At 70.3% G+C, this 18,784-nt stretch carries 19 protein-coding genes; 11 read left to right on the top strand and 8 right to left on the bottom strand.

Translation table 11 applies throughout. The annotated features are described in order from the left end of the window. Window positions 1-28: 28 nt before the first annotated feature. Entirely contained in the window at window positions 29-679 is a 651-nt protein-coding gene (locus ABZ906_RS22390) for a hypothetical protein (protein WP_361190845.1), read from the top strand. A gap of 118 nt (window positions 680-797) precedes the next feature. Here ABZ906_RS22390 and ABZ906_RS22385 read toward each other — a convergent pair whose 3' ends face one another. Continuing rightward, window positions 798-1,547: an SLATT domain-containing protein gene (locus ABZ906_RS22385; RefSeq protein WP_361385190.1), complete on the bottom strand. Its 750-nt coding sequence runs from the start codon at window positions 1,545-1,547 to the stop codon at window positions 798-800. Window positions 1,548-1,893: 346 nt separating this feature from the next. On the opposite strand from ABZ906_RS22385, the gene ABZ906_RS22380 reads away from it, so the two are divergent. The 3 genes from ABZ906_RS22380 to ABZ906_RS22370 all read left to right on the top strand — a co-directional run bounded on the left by ABZ906_RS22380 (window position 1,894) and on the right by ABZ906_RS22370 (window position 3,662). Next, a complete protein-coding gene (locus ABZ906_RS22380) occupies window positions 1,894-2,235 on the top strand; it encodes a YbaB/EbfC family nucleoid-associated protein (RefSeq protein WP_361190850.1) in 342 nt (113 codons plus the stop codon). A gap of 97 nt (window positions 2,236-2,332) precedes the next feature. Then, window positions 2,333-2,932 carry a recombination mediator RecR gene (gene recR / locus ABZ906_RS22375; protein WP_055569715.1) on the top strand — a complete coding sequence of 200 codons (600 nt, stop codon included), beginning with the start codon at window positions 2,333-2,335 and terminating at the stop codon, window positions 2,930-2,932. Further along, complete coding sequence (locus ABZ906_RS22370) at window positions 2,925-3,662, top strand: DUF5063 domain-containing protein (RefSeq protein ID WP_361385187.1); 738 nt, start codon at window positions 2,925-2,927, stop codon at window positions 3,660-3,662. Before recR ends, ABZ906_RS22370 begins: the two co-directional genes overlap by 8 nt. A 74-nt stretch (window positions 3,663-3,736) precedes the next feature. Here ABZ906_RS22370 and ABZ906_RS22365 read toward each other — a convergent pair whose 3' ends face one another. Together ABZ906_RS22365 and ABZ906_RS22360 are read right to left on the bottom strand one after the other, a co-directional pair. Continuing rightward, window positions 3,737-4,894: a hypothetical protein gene (locus tag ABZ906_RS22365; protein ID WP_361385184.1), complete on the bottom strand. Its 1,158-nt coding sequence runs from the start codon at window positions 4,892-4,894 to the stop codon at window positions 3,737-3,739. After that, on the bottom strand, window positions 4,830-5,255 hold the full coding sequence (locus ABZ906_RS22360; protein WP_361385181.1) for a PadR family transcriptional regulator: 426 nt from the start codon (window positions 5,253-5,255) through the stop codon (window positions 4,830-4,832). The genes ABZ906_RS22365 and ABZ906_RS22360 overlap by 65 nt, the downstream gene beginning before the upstream one ends. A 430-nt stretch (window positions 5,256-5,685) precedes the next feature. Between ABZ906_RS22360 and ABZ906_RS22355 the strand changes: the two genes are divergently transcribed. The 4 genes from ABZ906_RS22355 to ABZ906_RS22340 all read left to right on the top strand — a co-directional run bounded on the left by ABZ906_RS22355 (window position 5,686) and on the right by ABZ906_RS22340 (window position 10,214). Beyond that, window positions 5,686-6,957: an aspartate kinase gene (locus tag ABZ906_RS22355; protein ID WP_361190860.1), complete on the top strand. Its 1,272-nt coding sequence runs from the start codon at window positions 5,686-5,688 to the stop codon at window positions 6,955-6,957. Continuing rightward, window positions 6,954-8,000 (top strand): aspartate-semialdehyde dehydrogenase, encoded by a 1,047-nt coding sequence (locus ABZ906_RS22350; protein WP_361190862.1) that lies wholly within the window; start codon window positions 6,954-6,956, stop codon window positions 7,998-8,000. Before ABZ906_RS22355 ends, ABZ906_RS22350 begins: the two co-directional genes overlap by 4 nt. A gap of 316 nt (window positions 8,001-8,316) precedes the next feature. Continuing rightward, a complete protein-coding gene (locus tag ABZ906_RS22345) occupies window positions 8,317-8,976 on the top strand; it encodes a SigE family RNA polymerase sigma factor (RefSeq protein WP_361190864.1) in 660 nt (219 codons plus the stop codon). Further along, the gene (locus tag ABZ906_RS22340; protein WP_361385179.1) at window positions 8,973-10,214 is read left to right on the top strand and encodes a hypothetical protein; all 1,242 of its coding nucleotides are present in this window, start codon (window positions 8,973-8,975) and stop codon (window positions 10,212-10,214) included. Before ABZ906_RS22345 ends, ABZ906_RS22340 begins: the two co-directional genes overlap by 4 nt. A gap of 30 nt (window positions 10,215-10,244) precedes the next feature. On the opposite strand, the gene ABZ906_RS22335 is transcribed toward ABZ906_RS22340, so the two are convergent. Further along, window positions 10,245-11,066 carry an SURF1 family protein gene (locus tag ABZ906_RS22335; RefSeq protein WP_361385176.1) on the bottom strand — a complete coding sequence of 274 codons (822 nt, stop codon included), beginning with the start codon at window positions 11,064-11,066 and terminating at the stop codon, window positions 10,245-10,247. Window positions 11,067-11,139: 73 nt separating this feature from the next. Beyond that, entirely contained in the window at window positions 11,140-12,972 is a 1,833-nt protein-coding gene (locus ABZ906_RS22330; protein WP_361190871.1) for a prolyl oligopeptidase family serine peptidase, read from the bottom strand. Between the two features lie 71 nt (window positions 12,973-13,043). On the opposite strand from ABZ906_RS22330, the gene ABZ906_RS22325 reads away from it, so the two are divergent. Continuing rightward, the gene (locus ABZ906_RS22325) at window positions 13,044-13,874 is read left to right on the top strand and encodes a class I SAM-dependent methyltransferase (RefSeq protein WP_361385173.1); all 831 of its coding nucleotides are present in this window, start codon (window positions 13,044-13,046) and stop codon (window positions 13,872-13,874) included. A gap of 83 nt (window positions 13,875-13,957) precedes the next feature. Here ABZ906_RS22325 and ABZ906_RS22320 read toward each other — a convergent pair whose 3' ends face one another. Beyond that, window positions 13,958-14,548, bottom strand: a complete 591-nt coding sequence (locus ABZ906_RS22320; RefSeq protein WP_361190877.1) for a hypothetical protein — start codon at window positions 14,546-14,548, stop codon at window positions 13,958-13,960. Window positions 14,549-14,765: 217 nt separating this feature from the next. Here ABZ906_RS22320 and ABZ906_RS22315 point away from each other — a divergent pair, with 217 nt between their 5' ends. After that, entirely contained in the window at window positions 14,766-16,163 is a 1,398-nt protein-coding gene (locus ABZ906_RS22315) for a serine hydrolase domain-containing protein (protein ID WP_361385170.1), read from the top strand. A gap of 49 nt (window positions 16,164-16,212) precedes the next feature. On the opposite strand, the gene ABZ906_RS22310 is transcribed toward ABZ906_RS22315, so the two are convergent. Both ABZ906_RS22310 and ABZ906_RS22305 read right to left on the bottom strand, forming a co-directional pair. After that, complete coding sequence (locus ABZ906_RS22310; protein WP_361385167.1) at window positions 16,213-16,755, bottom strand: hypothetical protein; 543 nt, start codon at window positions 16,753-16,755, stop codon at window positions 16,213-16,215. 144 nt (window positions 16,756-16,899) lie between these two features. Then, window positions 16,900-17,349, bottom strand: coding sequence for a DoxX family protein (locus ABZ906_RS22305; protein ID WP_361385164.1), 450 nt, complete (start codon window positions 17,347-17,349; stop codon window positions 16,900-16,902). A gap of 213 nt (window positions 17,350-17,562) precedes the next feature. Here ABZ906_RS22305 and ABZ906_RS22300 point away from each other — a divergent pair, with 213 nt between their 5' ends. Next, window positions 17,563-18,777 (top strand): amidohydrolase family protein, encoded by a 1,215-nt coding sequence (locus ABZ906_RS22300; RefSeq protein ID WP_361190887.1) that lies wholly within the window; start codon window positions 17,563-17,565, stop codon window positions 18,775-18,777. Window positions 18,778-18,784: the final 7 nt, after the last annotated feature.

The raw sequence follows: 18,784 nt of genomic DNA, 5'->3' as shown, positions 1-18,784 counted from the left end.
TCTGACCCTCTGACCTGAGGAGCACCCTTTGGCCTGTGACTTGTGGTTGGTCCCGCTCGTCGACGTGCTGTGCCACAGCCCCGACAATCCCTTCGCGGAAGAGATCGCGGTGTACGACAAGGCGCTGCACGAGGCGGGACTGCCCTCCGTCCCCGTCTTCGCCTATATGCCGGGCCTGTCCGGGGACGTCGCCCCGGTGGCGGGGTTCGACTACGACGCGCTGCATTTCCTGCGCCGGGCCTATCTGCTCCAGGTCTGCGGCCTCGAAGTGACCCCGGTCGACGAACTGGGCGGTGACTACGAGCAGTTGCTGGAGATGTTCGACTCGACCGCCCAGCAGTCGCACCTGGTCTGGCACTACGACCACGCGGGGGCGTACGTCCCGGTGGACTTCCCCGCACCTCTCTCGAACGACGAACTCCTCTCGGGGGGCGGCCCGCTGGGCTCGTCCCACGGACTGCTCCGGGAGCTGGAGTTCGTGGCCCCGTCCATCGGCATCGACCCGGCCAACCCTCCGCGCCCGCCGACCCCGCCCGAGGCCCCCACATCCCTGGAGGAACCGGCGGCCCCGGCTCCCCCCGACGACAGCCCCTTCGCCAGAGAACGCCACGTATGGCTGGGCCTCCACGCGGCAACGACCCGAAGCCTGGCGCAGGGCTCAATGATCATCTACAGCTGACGGTTTCGGGAAGGGGCGCCCGCGCGCGGAGCGCGCTGATTGGCTCTGTGGGGAGAGCCCCGCAGGGCCGGCCCTGACCCGCACCCGCTCCCCGTACCCAGCCCCGGGCACCCCGCCCCTACCGAGGCTCCGGCGGCCGCTGCCGGGGCATGTTCGGCCGAGCCCCCGGCGGCAACGCGGCCCGCGCGGGAAGGGCGGAACCTGCCTCCCCCCGGGAGGCAGGACCCGAGGCCTGCATGGCCAACGGCGCGGGCCCCGACCGGAACTCCACCATCCAGTCCGCCGTCTCTGCCCGCACAAGCTCCGTCACGTCCTCCGAAAACCGCCGAAGCACCCCCAGACACCGCTCGGCAGCCTCACTGGCAGTGCCCTCGGTAGGCCCGAGCACCTCCCGCACGCTCTCCGACGCCCAGTCGAACTGGAGCACCTGAAGCCGCCGCTGCACGGCCTGCGCGGTGGCCACGTCCCGCATCCACCCGGACGTGAGGCCGAAGAACCGGTCGCACCCCACACACGCGGCCCCCGCGAGCAGCGAGACGAACCCCCACGTGGCGACACCCGCCACCGCCCCCGCCAGATCGAGCAGCGGAAGCACCCCCGCGCCCACGGCCCCCACCGCCGCCCCGACCCGCGCAAGCCGCGCCCCGCGCCGCTTCCACGCCCGGTCGGACAGGTACCACTGCACGGTGCTGAGCGCCCCCAGCTCCACCCACCGGTACAGCTCGTCGAGCCGCTGGGCCGGCTCGCCCCAGTCGCCGAGCGGGAAGGCCCGCCCCGCCAGATCCCCGAGCCGATAGCCGTGCCCATCCGCCCCGGCACCCTGCCCCTCCAGGGGCACCCCCTCGGGCTGCATCTCCGGCTGGCTCACCCGGCACTCCCTCTACCTCTACGAGATCCCTGACTGGTCCCTGCGGCGGTTCCCTGCGGTGCGCGCCCCGTGACAGCTGGTGATGCAGCGGCTCTCGTGACCAATGCGACCGATGCGACTGACGCGACTGAAGTCATGCGCAGCCCCAGTCCTACCGCCCAATGGGTGGCCGTGAGCCCGGATTCGCGGTATTTCCGCCCGGACGAGGCGCTTGATCAGGTATAGGAGGACGGCTGGTCTCACTCGAAAGAGTGCTGGGGCGATGGCTCCCCCGACCACGTAGGCTCGTTCCAGGTGGAAAATCCACCGTAAATACCTGCACAGACCGTCGAGACAGGAGCTGATCGTGATCCCCGGTGGTGGCCAGCCCGACATGCAGCAGTTGCTCCAGCAGGCCCAGAAGATGCAGCAGGACCTCGCGACCGCGCAGGAGGAGCTCGCGCGCACCGAGGTCGAAGGCCAGGCGGGCGGCGGTCTCGTCAAGGCGACGGTCACCGGCTCCGGCGAGCTGCGCGGCCTGGTGATCGACCCCAAGGCGGTCGACCCGCAGGACACCGAGACCCTCGCGGACCTGGTCGTCGCGGCGGTCCAGGCGGCGAACGAGAACGCGCAGGCGCTCCAGCAGCAGAAGCTCGGCCCGCTCGCGCAGGGCCTGGGCGGCGGAGGAATCCCCGGCCTCCCGTTCTAGCGGTCGTTCCGGCCTTCCCTTCTAAGAGGGCCACGGGCCAACTACCGTACGTACCAAAGCGCGAAACCCGACAAGAGCAGGACAGGAAAGGCACCCCGTGTACGAAGGCGTGGTTCAGGACCTCATCGACGAGTTGGGCAGGCTGCCCGGCGTCGGTCCCAAGAGCGCGCAGCGGATCGCCTTCCACATCCTGCAGGCGGAGCCCACGGACGTACGCCGCCTCGCGCACGCCCTCCTTGAGGTGAAGGACAAGGTCCGCTTCTGCGCGACCTGCGGCAACGTCGCACAGGAAGAGCTCTGCAACATCTGCCGCGACCCGCGCCGCGACCCGAGCGTCATCTGCGTCGTCGAGGAGCCGAAGGACGTCGTGGCGATCGAGCGTACGCGCGAGTTCCGGGGGAAATACCACGTACTGGGCGGAGCGATCAGCCCCATCGAGGGTGTCGGCCCGGACGATCTGCGGATACGAGAACTGCTCGCGCGCCTGGCGGACGGCACGGTCACCGAGCTGATTCTCGCCACGGACCCCAACCTGGAGGGGGAGGCCACGGCGACGTACCTCGCGCGCATGATCAAGCCCATGGGCCTGAAGGTCACCCGCCTGGCCAGCGGGCTCCCTGTCGGGGGAGATCTGGAATACGCGGACGAGGTCACCCTGGGCCGCGCCTTCGAGGGGAGACGACTCCTAGATGTCTAAGAAGCAGCCTGAGAAGTCCACGAAGCCGGAGCAGGAAGCGGCGCTCGTCCCCGAGCCGATCGCTGCTGCCGACCCGACGGTCCTCCTGCACGCCGACGTGCAGGATCCGGACTCCTTCGCCGTGCAGATCTCGGATCAGATCGAGAGCTTCATCGTCGCGGTGACGGAGGTGGCCAAGGGCGACGAGCCCGACTCGGCCATCCCCTTCCTCCTCCTCGAAGTCTCCCAACTCTGCCTCGCGGGCGGCCGCCTGGGCGCGCACGAGGACATCGTCCCCGAGGAGCGCTACGAGCCCGATCTCGGCCCGGAGCGCGACGTGGACGACCTGCGCGAACGCCTGGCCGCCATGCTGGAGCCGATCGACGTCTACTCCGAGGTCTTCGACCCGTACGAGCCCCGCAAGGCTCCGGTCGCCTGCCGCATCTCGGACGACCTGGCCGACGTGATCGCCGACCTCTCCCACGGCCTCGCCCACTACCGCGCGGGCCGCACCGTGGAAGCCCTCTGGTGGTGGCAGTTCTCGTACTTCTCGAACTGGGGCTCCACCGCTTCGGGCGCCCTGCGTGCCCTCCAGTCCCTGGTGGCCCACATCCGCCTGAACCAGCCCCTCGAAGACCTCAACGGCCTGGACACGGACGAAGACCTGGCCGAGGACGCACTCGCCGAAGCGGCGGGCAAGGTCATGGCAGAGGAAATCGCCGGCCCCCTGGGCCTGCGCTCGGTGCAGTAAGGCGGTAAAGCGGTGACGCGGTAGCGCGGTAACGCAGCACCGCACTGACCAGTCACCGTGACGGGCGGTCGGCGTCAGGCCCTGGAGCCTGTGCCGCCGCCCGTTCGGCCCGCGCCGCCCGGCCGCAGCTTCTGCCACAGGGACGACGTGGTGGTGATCCAGGCCCAGATGCCGGCGATCAGTACGGCGGCCTTCGCCCAGAACCACGGTGACCCGGGCTCCGGATCGCTCAGCAGGTCGAAACCCCACCAGAGAAGACCCCCGGTGAACAGGGCGGTGGGCACCAACTCGGCCCGTGCCGCGCGCCGTGACTTCTCCGGGCCTTCGCTGAGCCGCAGTGCGTAGACCTCGACGTCCCCGAACTCGTCCGCGGCACGCCCGCCCGAAGCGGCGAGATGGTCCCGCGCCTCGGCCACGGACCGCGCGGCGGCCCCCGCGGACACCCCGTGCCGCCCCCGCAGCAACGCGGAGAGCCGCGTCAGCCAGGCTTCGTTGTCGTCGTTGTCGTTGTCGTCGTTCCGTATGACCCCGGAAGGCTCGGCGGCACGTCCGCGGAACCAGCGCCCCGCGCGCTCGGGGGAAAGACGCCACCCCAGCACGCCCACCAGCGCGGCGACAACGAACAACGAGGGCGCCGGGACGCTGACTTGGGGTCCTCGGGGTATGGCGGTGAACCCCGCGGCGCAGGCCAGGACGAGCAGCCCGGCGCAGGCCATGGCGGCCCGCCCGGCGCGAAGCCGCCCCGCAGCCCGAAGCTCGGGAATGACGCCGGTCACGAGCACGACGAGCGCGGCGAGCAGCAGACCGGAGCCACCCGTGGGCCAGCCGACATCGACCCAGAGGCCATTGCTCACCCACAACACCGCGCCGAACAGGAAGACTTGACCGGCGGCCAGCAGCAGCGAGCTCGTGAACCGGTCGCCCGCGGCGAACCCTTCGAGGTCGACGGAGCTGCGATGCGCCTCGTCGATCCGCTCGGCGGCGACGGTCGCGGCATACGCGCCGGGATCGCCGAAGACCTCCCTGATGGATGTCCCCGCCTCGACGGCGGTCAGCCGAGTCTCCTCAAGGACCTGCTCGGCGAGTCCGTCGGGCGCTGAATGCTCCACGGCCAACGCGATCTCGAACTCCGCGGCCCACTGCGCGTCGTCGCCCCCGCCGGCCCGGTCAGACGTCTGCTTCTGCCTCTCGGACTTCTGCGTCGCGGACTTCTGCTTCTCCGTGCGAACCATCGTGTCCCCCTAGTTCCCGTTGGTGTTCCCGTCGGTCGTCTGAGCCGGCCAAGGCCGTCACCACGCCGTCGAAGTCGCGCCAGGCGTGATACTCGACGACCAGCCGCTCGCGCCCCGCGTCCGTGAGGCTGTAGTACTTCCGCCCGGGCCCGCCCTCGCCCGCGCTCCAGCGGATGTCGACGGCGCCTTCCTCTTCCAGCCTGGTCAGGGCCGGATAGAGCGTGGCCGCTTTGGCGTTGGACAGCCCGGCTGCGCTCAACTCCTGAAGCAGCGCGTACCCATAGCTCTCGCCGCGCTCCAGCATGCCGAGCAGGCACAGCGGCAGCGCCGCCCGCAGCCACGCGGAACTGACTTCCGGCATCTGCCCCGCCTCCTCGACTAGTTGAGTTTTCAGAATAGTCCAGAACTCCGACATCCACCACCCCGCGATCGGCGGCGACTCCGCCGAGGGGTGTCCCAAGTCGGCGACCACCCCACGCGCCGAGAAACTCAAGGACTATGCCGCCTGAGGCCCGGGAAGGCTGAGGCGCGGGAGGGGGTGGGGCCTGGGAAGGGCGGGGCGCGGGGCTGTGACCCGCCCCACTTTCGGAGTGGCCCACTTTCAAACGGGCATGTGCCAAGCCGAGCGGTCGGAACGTACCTCCCGAGCAGCGGGGGTGTACGCCCTGCGGATGATCACCTGGTGGGCGGGACATCTCACCATGTGATATCAGCGAGGCGAATTTCGGCCGCTCGTTAGACTGAGCCGACCGCAGCAGTGCGGTAAGAGACGGACTGAGCGAGGAGCGCACGTGAGCCTTGTCGTGCAGAAGTACGGAGGCTCCTCCGTAGCCGATGCCGAGGGCATCAAGCGGGTCGCCAAGAGGGTTGTCGACGCCAAGAAGAACGGCCATCAGGTCGTTGTCGTGGTGTCCGCCATGGGTGACACGACGGATGAGTTGATCGATCTTGCAGGGCAGGTATCCCCGATTCCTGCCGGGCGTGAATTCGACATGCTGCTGACCGCCGGGGAGCGGATCTCCATGGCCCTCCTTGCCATGGCGATCAAAAACCTGGGTCACGCGGCCCAGTCGTTCACGGGCAGCCAGGCCGGTGTCATCACCGACTCCGTCCACAACAAAGCGCGGATCATCGATGTCACCCCCGGGCGCATCAGGACGTCGGTCGACGAGGGCAACATCGCCATCGTCGCCGGATTCCAGGGCGTCAGCCAGGAGGGCAAGAACATCACCACGCTCGGGCGTGGTGGATCCGACACGACCGCCGTCGCCCTCGCGGCCGCGCTCGACGCCGAGGTCTGCGAGATCTACACGGACGTGGACGGCGTTTTCACCGCCGACCCCCGTGTGGTGAAGAAGGCCCGGAAGATCGACTGGATCTCGTTCGAGGACATGCTGGAGCTCGCGAGCTCCGGGTCCAAGGTGCTGCTCCACCGGTGTGTGGAGTACGCCCGCCGTTACAACATCCCGATTCACGTCCGCTCGTCCTTCTCGGGACTGCAGGGCACGTGGGTCAGCAACGAACCGCAAGGGGACCGCAAGGTGGAGCAGGCCATCATCTCCGGTGTCGCGCACGACACCTCGGAGGCCAAGATCACGGTCGTCGGCGTGCCGGACAAGCCGGGTGAGGCCGCCTCGATCTTCCGCGCCATCGCGGACTCCGGGGTCAACATCGACATGATCGTCCAGAACGTGTCGGCGGCTTCGACCGGTCTGACGGACATCTCGTTCACGCTGCCCAAGGCCGAGGGCCGCAAGGCGATCGACGCGCTGGAGAAGACCCGCGCCGACATCGGCTTCGACTCCCTGCGCTACGACGACCAGATCGCCAAGATCTCGCTGGTCGGCGCGGGCATGAAGACGAACCCGGGCGTCACCGCCGCCTTCTTCGAGGCGCTCAGCGACGCGGGCGTGAACATCGAGCTGATCTCCACCTCCGAGATCCGCATCTCGGTCGTGACCCGCGCCGATGACGCGAACGAGTCCGTGCGTGCCGTGCACACCGCCTTCGGCCTCGACTCCGACACGGACGAGGCCGTGGTGTATGGAGGCACCGGGCGATGACCGGAAAGCCGACGCTCGCGGTCGTCGGAGCGACCGGGGCCGTCGGCGCGGTCATGCTCCAGATCCTGTCGCAGCACGCCGACATCTGGGGCGAGATCCGACTCGTGGCCTCACCGCGCTCGGCCGGCAGGAAGCTGGCCGTGCGCGGTGAGGAGCTTGAGGTCCTCGCGCTGAGCGAGGACGTCTTCGACGGCGTCGACGTGGCGGTGTTCGACGTGCCCGACGAGGTCAGCGCGCAGTGGTCGCCCGTCGCGGCGTCCAAGGGCGTCGTCGTCGTGGACAATTCCGCCGCTTTCCGGATGGACCCGGACGTGCCGCTGGTCGTCCCGGAGGTCAATCCGCACGCCGCGCGCGTACGCCCGCGCGGCATCGTCGCCAATCCGAACTGCACGACCCTCTCGATGATCGTGGCCATCGGCGCGCTGCATGCCGAGTTCGGCCTGCGCGAGCTGATCGTCTCCTCGTACCAGGCCGTGAGCGGGGCCGGGCGGGACGGCGTGGACACGCTGCGGCGGCAGATGTCGCTGGTGGCGGGGTCGGAACTCGGCACGAGCCCCGGTGACGTACGACGTGCCGTCGGGGACGACACCGGGCCCTTCCCGGAGCCCGTGGCGCTGAACGTGGTGCCGTGGGCCGGGACGCTGCGGGACGACGGGTGGTCGTCCGAGGAGATGAAGGTGCGGGACGAGTCCCGCAAGATCCTCGGGCTGCCCGACCTGAAGGTCGCGGCCACGTGTGTACGCGTGCCGGTCGTGACCACGCACTCGCTGACCGTCCACGCGCGTTTCGAGGACGAGGTCACGGTGGACAAGGCGCGGGAGATCCTGGCCACCGCGCCGGGTGTCGTGCTCTTCGACAATCCGGCCGCGGGGGAGTTCCCGACGCCCGCCGACGTGGTGGGGACCGACCCCACGTGGGTGGGCCGCGTGCGGCGCGCGCTGGATGATCCGACCGCCCTTGAGCTCTTCGTGTGCGGGGACAATCTGCGCAAGGGGGCCGCCCTGAACACGGTCCAGATCGCCGAGCTGGTGGCGGCCGGCTGACCCGCCGCGACAAAATTTGCGGGATCTGTGTAAGTTCTGTGTCCAACTTGATGGCCAGGATCGCTTGAACTGGACCATTGCCGCGTTCGAAGATTCGCAATATTCGTCCCCGTCCACTGCAACCGGCAGCAGGGCGGGGCGCGTCTTTGCGATCGCCCTCCGGGGGTGTGACCTGAACGCTGCGAAAACTGGGCATAGGGGAAGAGCTGGTACGCATGGGGGCATTTGATGCATCGTCACCAATGGCGACGATGCCCGCCGCAAACGCACCGCGCGATGCGTACAACCCTCCACGGGGTAGGCGTGTCCAACTGGCGTGGCAGAGGTACTCGATTTCACAGCGGTTCAGGCGAGAGGCGCACTCCTGCGTCCTCCCCGCCGTCCCCGTGCGCCCGCCGGCATGCCGGTGATCGCCCCCATGCCCACCACGAGATCGGCCCGCATCCCGACTCAGCGCGAGGGCGCTGAGGAGGCGATGAGCGCGGGCACCACAGTCGACCACCTGACCGAGACCTACCGCGCCCACTACAGGTCGCTCCTCGGACTGGCGGCGCTGCTTCTCGATGACACGGCCTCGTGCGAGGACGTCGTGCAGGAGGCGTTCATCCGGGTGCACTCGGCGCGCAAACGCGTGCGTGACCCGGAGAAGACGCTCGCCTATCTGCGGCAGACCGTCGTGAACCTCTCGCGGTCCGCGCTGCGACGCCGGATCCTCGGGCTGAAGCTCCTCTCGAAGCCGATGCCCGACATGGCGAGCGCCGAGGAAGGGGCGTACGACCTCCTTGAGCGGGACGAGCTGATCAAGGCCATGCGTGGTCTCCAGCGCCGCCAGCGCGAGGTCCTGGTCCTGCGGTATTTCGCGGACATGACCGAGGCACAGGTCGCCGAGACCCTGGGCATATCGCTCGGGTCGGTGAAGGCGTACGGATCGCGCGGGATCGCGGCTCTGCGGGTCGCCATGGAGGCACCGGCATGAGCGACCACGAGTACGAGCGTGAGCACCGCGAGCGCGACGAGAACGCCGAGTTCGAGCAGCATGCTGGGGACGGAACTGTGAAGCACGGTCAGGGCGACGAGCCCACCGAGTCCGCGCCCGAAGGCGGGTCCGGGCCCGGGGCTGACGGTGAGGTCGGTCCGGAGCCGGGCCCGGAGTCCGGCCCCGAGCCGGGCCCGGAGGCCGGCGCCGCATCGGGCGCGAAGGTCGCGGCCGTGCCGGATGAACCCTTCGGCGGCGACGGCTCCGACGAGCTGGCGCTGCGCAGGATGATGCGCTCGGCCGTCCAGGAGATCGAGCCGAGCGACCGCGCTCTGGAGCGTCTGCGGCATGCGGTGCCCGCGCGGCGGGCACGCAAGCGCCAGGCCGTGGTCGGCATGGCGGCGGCAGCGCTCTTCATCGGCACCGCCATCCCCGCTCTCGTGCACGTCACGAACTCCGGCAGCGGCTCGGACGACCGGCCGTCGATAGCGGGCAACAGCGAGCAGACCCAGGGCGGCTCGACCGAGGGCAAGGGCCCCGACGGCGGCGAGAAGGGCGAGGGCAGCGGCTCCGGCCCCTCGAAGTCCAAGGACAAGAAAGACAAGAAGGACAAGAAGGGCGGCAAGGGGAAGGACGCGTCCAGCGACGGCGCGACAGGTGGCCCCGACCCGTCGGGCGCAACGGCCGCCGGCTCGCCTGCCTGCGCGGTCGACCAGCTCGGCAACGCCAGCGGTAGCGCGGGGGCGGCGGAGGCGGACGGCAAGGTGTACGGCACCTTCCGGATCGCCAACGTCTCCGGGACCACGTGCACGGTCAGCGCCCCGGGCAATGTGAGCACGTCGACCACGGGCGCGGCCGACCCCGCGAAGATCGGCATCGCCGAGCACGTGGCGGGCGACGCGGCCACGGGCCTGCCTGATCCGGGCCAGGCGGTCAGCTCGCTGGTCCTCGCACCGGGCGCGGCGTACGAAGTGAAGTTCGCCTGGGTGCCCTCGGAAGGCTGCCCGACGGACAGCGGCGAGCCGTCCCCCGACCCGACGCCCACCGAGGGCGGCGGCTCGGACGGCGGCACGCCGGACAACACGGAGCCGCAGATGGTGCGCGAGGACGGCGGCGTACTCGAAGGCGGAGTGACGGTCTCCCTGACGGCGTCGACGGGCTCGCCCGCGGCGGGCGCGACGATCCCCAACGCGTGTGCGGGGACGGTCTACCGGACGGGGATGCTGTCGGCGTCGTAACCGACGGCGGTCGTAAACGACTGCGGTGTTCTACGGACGGGCTGGATGCGGGGCATCCGGCCCGTCTGCCGTTGCCTCCTGCGGCAGCAGCCCGAGGGCGGCGTCCCGTGCGAACTCCCGCTCCCGGCGGAACAGCCGGAACCACATGAAGACGACGAACCCCGCGAAGACGAACCACTCGCCGGTGTAACCGAGGTTCTGGAAGGCCTTGAGGTCGAGCCCCGAGTTCGCCGGTTCGGCCGCCGGGACCGCCTTCATCCCGGAGTCGCCCTTGTCCAGGGTGACCCAGGCGTCGTACACATCGCCCTGGACGACGTTCACCAGCGAGGCCGCGCTGATGGCGCCGAGCTGCCCGGACGGCAGTCCGCCCGCCGAACTGACCCCGTTGGACCCGGGGCTCTCGGAGGCCTGGAGCGCGCCGGTCACGGTGACCTCGCCGGAGGGCGCCGCGGGGGCCTTCGCCGTACTCGCGTCACCGGGGAGCCAGCCCCGTACGACGGGCAGGTCCTTGCCGGTGCCGGTGTGCAGGAGCGTCAGGACGTAGTACCCCGGCTTGTCGTCCAACTCCCGGCCCGGCACGAGCAGTTGCTTTCCGTACCGGCCGGACGCCGACACCCGTTCGCCGGACGTGTCCTGGTCCACGGGCAGGAGCGAGTCAAGCGGCTCGGCCTTCTTCCGTGACTGCGCGGGCGACGCCTGCTGGTCCGCCTGCGCCTTCGCGGCGTCATGTGCCTCGACGCGGTCCTCGAACCGCCCCAGCTGCCACGAGCCCATGAAGATGCAGACGGGGATGGCCAGCAGTACGAAGACGTTGATCCCCCACCATCGGGGCGTCAGCAGGAACCGGTACACACCCCCACGGTACGGGGGCGCCTGCGGGAGACGGGCCGCGGGGTGTGTACCGGTTCCTCCCCGGTGGCCCCTGTCAGCGGAGGTGTCGCTCGGTGAAGTCCAGTTCCAGCCGCACCTGCTTGATCCGCTCGTCCACGACGAGCGAGCCGTGCCCCGCGTCGTACCGGTACACCTCATGTACCGCCTCGCGGGCCTTCAGCCGGTCCACGTAGTTGTCGATCTGGCGGATCGGGCAGCGCGGGTCGTTCACCCCCGCCGAGATGTAGACCGGGGCCTTCACCGCGTCCACGTACGTCAGCGGGGACGAGGCCTCGAAGCGCTCGGGGACCTCCTCGGGCGTGCCGCCCAGGAGCGTGCGGTCCATGGCCTTCAGGGCCTCCATCTCGTCGTGGTACGCCGTCACATAGTCCGCGACGGGGACCGCGGCCAGGCCGAGCGCCCAGGCGTCGGGCTGGGTGCCGACGCCGAGCAGCGTGAGATACCCGCCCCAGGAGCCGCCGGCCAGGACGATCCGGGCCGGGTCCGCGAGGCCCGACGTCACCGCCCACTCCCGGACCGCCGCGATGTCCTCCAGCTCGATCAGGCCGACGCGGTGCTTGAGGGCGTCCGTCCACTCGCGGCCGTACCCCGTCGAGCCGCGGTAGTTCACCCGGACCACCGCGTACCCGTGGTCCACCCAGGCCGCCGGGCCCGCCGCGAACGCGTCGCTGTCGTGCCACGTGGGGCCGCCGTGGATCTCGAAGACCGTGGGGAGCGGGCCGCTCGTGCCGGCCGGCTTCTGTACGAGGGCGTGGACCCGGCCGCCGGGGCCCTCCACCCAGACGTCCTCCACGGGCACGGAGGCCGGGGCCTTCATGCCGGGCGGGTCGAGCACGACGCCGCCCGCCGTGGAGCGCACCACCGGCGGCTCGGCGGCCGACGACCACAGGTACTCCACGCTGCCGTCCGGCCGCGCCGTCGCTCCCGACACCGACCCCTTGGGCGTCTCGACCTCGATCAGCTCGCTGGAGGCGAACACATACCGGAACAGCTCGCTGCGGGCCTCGAAGCTGTGCACGATGAGCAGGGCGGAGCCGTCCGGATACCACTCGGCGCTCACGTCGCCCGGCAGGTCGAGCGCCAGCTCCGTCTCCTTGCCCGACGCCACGTCCCAGACCATCGGCTCCCAGCGGCCGCGCCGCTGATGCCCGACGAGCAGCCGCGTGTCCCCGTCCACCGGCGCGAAGCCGAGCACTTCGAGGCCCAGCTCGACCGTGCCGCCCTCGGTGTCGTCGAGTTCGGCGACCGTGGAGCCGTCGGGCCTGATCACCCGGAGGGTGGAGTGCATCGCGTCGCCGTGCTCCGTGTGCTCGACGGCGATCAGCGAGCCGTCCCTGGAGAGGTCGCCGACGCCCGCGGACTCGCGGTGGCGATAGATCTCGACGGGGTCGGCGCCCGGCTCCCGTACGACATAAATCGTCGAGCCGTCCTCGTCCGTCGAGCGGCCGACGACGGACATCCTGCCGTCCCGCGCGAGGGCGATGCCCGCCGGATAGGACGCTTCGAGGCCAGCCACCGCGGGCTCGTCGGCGCCGCCGCCCGCGAAGGGCTGGCGCATCCAGACGCCGAACTCGTCGCCGTCCGTGTCGTTGAACCACCAGATCCACTCGCCGTCCGGCGAGAGCAGGCCGTCCGTCGTGCCGTTCGCCCGGTCCGTCACCTGGCGCTGCTCGCCGGTGGCGCGGTCCCATGCGTACAGCTCGTACGTCCCCGTCGCGTTCGACACGAAGAGGGACCGGTCGGGGGCGTCCTCGGCCCAGTCGGGCAGCGACACCCGCGGCGCACGGAACCGCTTCTCCCAGTCCGGCATTCCGGCGCCCTCGTCCGCACCCTGCGTATCCACTGCACCCGCACCCAAGTCGCTCATGGACCCCATACTGCACGCACACGCCGACAATCCGCTGGCGAGGGTCCCCAGCCTGTGGATAACTTTCTGGAATGTACTCACCGACCCCCGCCGACTGGCGCGAGGCCAACCGAAAACGCTGGGACGAACGCGTCCCCCTCCATCTCGCCAGCGACTATTACGACCTGGAGGCGTTCCGCTCCGGCAAGGACCCGCTGCGCGCCTTCGAGCTCGCGGAGGTCGGTGACGTCACCGGGCGCGCGCTGCTCCACCTCCAGTGCCACATCGGCCTCGACACCCTCAGCTGGGTCCGGCACGGCGCGTCCCGCGTGGTCGGGCTCGACTTCTCCGAGCCCGCCGTCGACGCGGCCCGCGACCTCGCCGCCGAACTCGGCCTCGGCCCCGACCGGGCGTCCTTCGTCGCCGCCGACGTGTACGACGCGGCGGATGCGGTGCCCGACTCCTCGTACGACATCGTCTACACCGGCGTGGGCGCCCTGTGCTGGCTCCCCGACATCCAGCGCTGGGCCGAGACCGCGGCGGCGCTCGTCGCGCCCGGCGGTTTCCTCTACCTCTCCGAGTTTCACCCGCTCGCGGACATCCTGGACGACGCCACGGGCTCCCGGATCGAGTACGACTACTTCGCCCGCGACGCCTGGGTCGACGAGGCTCCCGGCGGCTACGCGGACACGACGACGCCCACCGTCCACAACCGCAGCGTGGAGTGGCAGCACCCGGTGGGCGAGGTCGTCACGGCCCTGGCGTCGGCGGGCCTGCGCATCGACTTCCTGCACGAGCACGACACCACGCTCTTCGAACGCTTCGGCGCCCTCGAACTGCGCGACGGCGCCTACCGCTTCCCCGTGGACCGCCCGCGCATCCCCCTCATGTACTCGTTGAAGGCGAGCAAGGCGGTGGCCTGAGCCTCACCGCGCCGCGCTCAGGCCACCGGCCGCATCCCTCAGGGCCATCGGCCGCATCCCTCAGGGCGTCGGCCTCGGCTTCCTCAGGGCATCGGCCGCATCCACCCCTCCCACACCAGACCGTCGGGCCCCGCCGTCTCGGTCTCCCCGCGCCGGGGCGGCGTCGTCGAGCCGGTCTCGCTCCGGTCGAACTCCCCGAGTTTCGTCCAGCCCCACGACCGCAGGACCTCCCGCCCCAGATCGTCGTCCCGCTTGATGACCGAGACGACCAGATCCGTGGAGTGCCGCACGAGCAGCAGCGTGCGCAGGCGCTCTGAGACGCCCCGGCGCCGGTAGGCGGGCACCACCATCAGCTCGGTGAGGATGAAGACCCGGCCCGCGGCCGTGCTCTCCTCGACCTCCGAGGGCAGCACCCCGCGGAATCCCTTCCACCACTCGCCGGTCCGCGCGGCGCGGTAGCCGTAGAGACAGCCGATCATGCCCACCGCGTCGGCGACGACCATGTCGAAGTCGGTCCGCTGTACGGCGTTCTCGAAATTGCGCAGGAACCCCTGCCGGTCCCGGTACTCGGCACCGGGGTCTCCTTCGTAGGACTCGACATAGACGTCGGCGATCGCCTCACGCTGCTGCTCCGCCTGCCAGCGGCTCAGCCGCCGCAGGAACACCTCTGCCATTCGTTCCTCCGCCCCGCCCCTGCCGAGGAGCCCCTGGAACACCCCTCGACACCTCTCTGGACTCCGCATGGTGGCACCACGGAAGGGCGAGCGGAACGGGGCGAGGGGTATATGTCGCCGCCTCCCCCGTATATGTCGCCCGCATTCCTTCTCTTGCGCACACTGTGCGGCGCCCGTACAGTGTGCGGACAAGCGAACGACGTGCGGAGGGGACCCCATGACGAAGACCGAACCGACCACCGTGCGGCGCTGGCAGTCACGCCTCGACGAGCTGCGCGCCGCGCACCACGTGCCGGGCGCCACCCTGGCCGTCCTGGCCGGCGGCGAGATCCACGAGCTGGCCAGCGGCGTCCTGCACCGCGGCACCGGCGTGGAGGTCACGACGGACTCCGTGTTCCAGTCCGGATCGATCGCCAAGATCTACACGGCGATGGTCGTGATGCAGCTGGCCGACTCCGGAGAGCTCGACCTGGACGCACCGGTCGTCTCCGTAGTGCCGGAGTTCGCCACGGCCGACCCGGAGGCCACGGCGGCCATCACGACCCGTCAGTTGCTCTCCCACACCAGCGGGTTGACCTGCGACTTCACCTACGACGCGGGGCGCGGGGACGACTGCCTGGCCCGCTACGTAGAGGCGAGCAAGGGCGTGGCCCTGGACTGCCCGCCGGGGACGGCGGTCTCGTACAGCAGCCTCGGGTACAACGTCCTCGGCCGCGTCATCGAGGTCGTCACCGGCCAGACCTGGGACCAGGCCCTGAAGGACCGCCTCTTCACCCCGCTCGGGCTCGACCACTCGATGACGCTGCCCGAGGAGGCGCTGCGCTTCCGCGTGGCGATGAGTCACCTGGGCGAGCCCGGCCAGGACCCCGGCCCGGCACCGGCCTGGGACCTGATGCCGCGCTCGGCGGGCCCGTACGGCAGGGTCCTGGTCACCGCGGGCGACGTGGCCCGCCTGGCGCGGATGCACCTGGCGGGCGGCACGGCCCCGGACGGCACCCGCGTCCTGTCCGCCGACGCGGTGGCGCGGATGCAGCGGCGCGAGGTCGATGTCCCCGACAAGTGGACGGTCAGCGCGGACGGCTGGGGTCTCGGCTGGACGCTCTACGACTGGGAGGGCATCCCCGGTTACGGCCACGACGGCGCCTCGATCGGCCAGTACGGATACCTGCGCGTGGTCCCGGAGGCAGGCGTGGCGGTGGTCCTGCTCACGAACGGCGGGGGAGCGCGCCAGCTCTACGCGGCCCTGTTCCGCGAGCTCCTGGGCGAGCTCGCGGGGGTCCGGATGCCGGACGCGTTCGCCCCCGCGGAGGTGCCGCCTGCGGTGGACATGACCCCGCTCGCCGGGACGTACAAGCGGGAGGGCGTGATCATCACGGTCACGGCCGCTTCCGGGGACGGGGACACCGCGCGGCTGACCTACGAGTTCGTCGACGGCATGGCGGAGTTCTCCCCGCCCCTGGAGATGGACCTGACCCCGGTGACGGACAAGGTCTTCGCGGCTTCGGGCGCGGGCCCCTCGTTCAGCGAGGACTACATGCCGGTGGTGTTCTCGACGCTGACGGACGGCACGGAGTGCTGCTACGTGGGGATGCGGGCGGCGCCGAAGGCGTCTTGAGGGCAGGGGCAGGAGCAGGAGCAGGAGCAGGAGCAGGAGCAGAGGTGAGTCAGAGGTGCATCATGGTCATCACTTCCGGGCTCCGCACCCCGGTGGCCACGCTGGGCACGTCTTCGCCGGGGCGGATCCAGCCCGCTGCCTCGGCTGCCGTGACGGCCGCCTTCTCCGCCGCGTCGGCTTCCGCGTTCAGCCCTTCGTCGACGCCCAGAGACTTCGCCCCGGCCGCGGCTCCGGCGGCCTGCGAGGCCCGGAGAGCGGCCCGGCACGCGTGGGCGGACGCCTCGGCGTCGGTGCCGTCCACGAGCTGACCCATCTGCGAGGCCTGCGCGGCGGACGCGGCGGCGTTTCGCGCGCAACGTGAATCCGCCGCGGGATCGGGCTCGCTCTCGGAGAGTACGGCGAGTGCCTGCGCCGCCACGCGAGCCGCGTGCGCGGCCCTCCACACGGCATCCGCGTGGCTGCCGGAAGCGCTCTGTTCGACGTAATGGCTCAGCGCGGCAGCCCGCGCCGCCGCGCTCTCGGCGCGGGCGGCATGCCTCACCTTGAGGGCTGCGGCCGTCGGCTCCTGCTCACCGTGGTCCTGCACGTTCACCGGCACCTCCGTGTCTGCACAGAGCGAGGGGGCGACCTGCCCCGACCCGCCGCCGACCGCAGGGCCGGGCGGCGGATGTGATGTGTCGGGCAGGGTGGCACGTCGCCGTACAACAGGCCAGAGCCGCGGGAGAACGAGACGCGCCTACGTGAAGAGACCGAAGGCGTGGTCGAGCGACCAGACCTGCCAGCCCATGCCGAAGAACGCGACCGCGGAGATCAGCGCCATCATCAGGTTCTGCCCCTGCTCGCCCCAGTCGTGGATCATGAGGACCAGGTAGATCAGGTTCAGCGCGAAGCCGCAGACGAGGGCGATCGGCGTCAGGAAGCCGACGATGAGACCGAGGCCGAGGGCGAGCTCCGCGTAGGCGACGACGTACGCCATCGTGCGGGGCCGCGGCTTCACCACGACGTCGAAGCCCGAGCGCACGAAGGCCCAGCGGTGTTTGTCCGCGATCCCCGCGGCCCAGTCGATCCCGCCGCCGGTGAACCAGGTCTTCTTGTCCTTGTGGCGCCAGCTCTCCAGCCACCACAGGCCGAGCCCGATCCGGAGCACGGCGAGCCACTCGGCTCCGCTGAGCCACATCGTCTCCATCGGACGTCCTCCCTCCAGTTGATCTGACGGGTTGTCTGATGGGCCAGCCCGGCAGCTATCTGATGGGTCGTCAGTTCAACCGATCCGGACCGATCGCGCAAGGGGTCGAGTTTCCGGCGGGCTGTTGCCGTCACCGGGGCGAGCCCATAACCTCAATCTGATGGGTCGTCAGATGCAGCTAAGGGAAACCGGCAGGTAGTAGGGGGCACAGCAGTGGACAACACCGAGGTCGGGGCCAAGGAGCTCCCCCGCGTCATCAGCGTGGACGACCACGTGATCGAACCCGCGCACCTCTTCGAGAAGTGGCTCCCGGCCAAGTACCGCGACCGGGGCCCCAAGCCCTTCACCGCAGGTATCGGCGAGCTCGCGTACATCGGCGGCAAGTACAAGTTCACGACGGACCCGGAAGGCCAGATCACCGACTGGTGGGAGTACGAGGGAGAGATCTTCCCGTACAAGCGCATCATCGCCGCCGTCGGATTCTCGCGGGACGAGATGACGCTCGACGGCATCACGCGCGAGCAGATGCGCCGCGGCTGCTGGGACCCGGCGGCCCGCCTGAAGGACATGGACATCAACCACGTCGAGGCCTCCCTCTGCTTCCCGACGTTCCCGCGCTTCTGCGGACAGACGTTCTCCGAGGCCAAGGACAAGGAGGTCGGGCTCGCCTGCGTCCGGGCGTACAACGACTGGATGGTGGAGGAGTGGTGCGGCGACAGCGGCGGCAGGCTGATCCCGCTGTGCCTCATCCCGCTGTGGGACGTGGACCTCGCCGTCGCCGAGATCAAGCGCAATGCCGCGCGCGGCGTACGGGCCGTGACCTTCAGCGAGATCCCCACGTATCTGGGGCTGCCCTCGATCCACTCCGGCTACTGGGACCCGTTCTTCGCGGCCTGCGAGGAGACCGGCACGGTCGTCAACATGCACATCGGTTCGTCGTCACAGATGCCGGCGGCATCCCCCGACGCGCCCCCGGCCGTTCAGGCGTCCCTGAGCTTCAACAACGCGATGGCCTCGATGATGGACTTCCTCTTCTCCGGGGTCCTGGTGAAGTTCCCCCGCCTCAAACTCGCCTACAGCGAAGGCCAGATGGGGTGGATTCCGTACGCCCTGGAGCGCGCCGACGACGTATGGGAGGAGCACCGGGCCTGGGGCGGGGTCAAGGACCTGATCCCGGAGCCGCCGTCGACGTACTACTACCGGCAGATGTTCTGCTGCTTCTTCCGGGACAAGCACGGCGTCGACTCCATCGAGACCGTGGGCGTCGACAACGCCACCTTCGAGACCGACTATCCGCACGTCGACTCGACCTGGCCGCACACCAAGCAGGTGGCCGAGGACCACGTCGGCCACCTGCCCGCGGACGTGGCGTACAAGCTGCTGCGCGGGAACGCCATCCGGATGCTGGACCTGCCGTTCGACCGGTAGCCGGGGC

The organism is Streptomyces sp. NPDC046925 (genome assembly GCF_040644915.1).
In the GTDB taxonomy this organism is placed as follows: domain Bacteria; phylum Actinomycetota; class Actinomycetes; order Streptomycetales; family Streptomycetaceae; genus Streptomyces.
This window is presented reverse-complemented; position numbering and strand designations above follow the sequence as displayed.

Excerpts from the sequence above, each read along its gene's own strand:
- ABZ906_RS22370 (WP_361385187.1), top strand. The coding sequence starts at position 2,925 with ATGTCTAAGAAGCAGCCTGAGAAGTCCACGAAGCCGGAGCAGGAAGCG.
- ABZ906_RS22365 (WP_361385184.1), bottom strand. The coding sequence starts at position 4,894 with ATGGTTCGCACGGAGAAGCAGAAGTCCGCGACGCAGAAGTCCGAGAGG.
- ABZ906_RS22360 (WP_361385181.1), bottom strand. The coding sequence starts at position 5,255 with ATGCCGGAAGTCAGTTCCGCGTGGCTGCGGGCGGCGCTGCCGCTGTGC.
- ABZ906_RS22350 (WP_361190862.1), top strand. The coding sequence starts at position 6,954 with ATGACCGGAAAGCCGACGCTCGCGGTCGTCGGAGCGACCGGGGCCGTC.
- ABZ906_RS22340 (WP_361385179.1), top strand. The coding sequence starts at position 8,973 with ATGAGCGACCACGAGTACGAGCGTGAGCACCGCGAGCGCGACGAGAAC.
- ABZ906_RS22330 (WP_361190871.1), bottom strand. The coding sequence starts at position 12,972 with ATGAGCGACTTGGGTGCGGGTGCAGTGGATACGCAGGGTGCGGACGAG.
- ABZ906_RS22325 (WP_361385173.1), top strand. The coding sequence starts at position 13,044 with ATGTACTCACCGACCCCCGCCGACTGGCGCGAGGCCAACCGAAAACGC.
- ABZ906_RS22320 (WP_361190877.1), bottom strand. The coding sequence starts at position 14,548 with ATGGCAGAGGTGTTCCTGCGGCGGCTGAGCCGCTGGCAGGCGGAGCAG.
- ABZ906_RS22315 (WP_361385170.1), top strand. The coding sequence starts at position 14,766 with ATGACGAAGACCGAACCGACCACCGTGCGGCGCTGGCAGTCACGCCTC.
- ABZ906_RS22305 (WP_361385164.1), bottom strand. The coding sequence starts at position 17,349 with ATGGAGACGATGTGGCTCAGCGGAGCCGAGTGGCTCGCCGTGCTCCGG.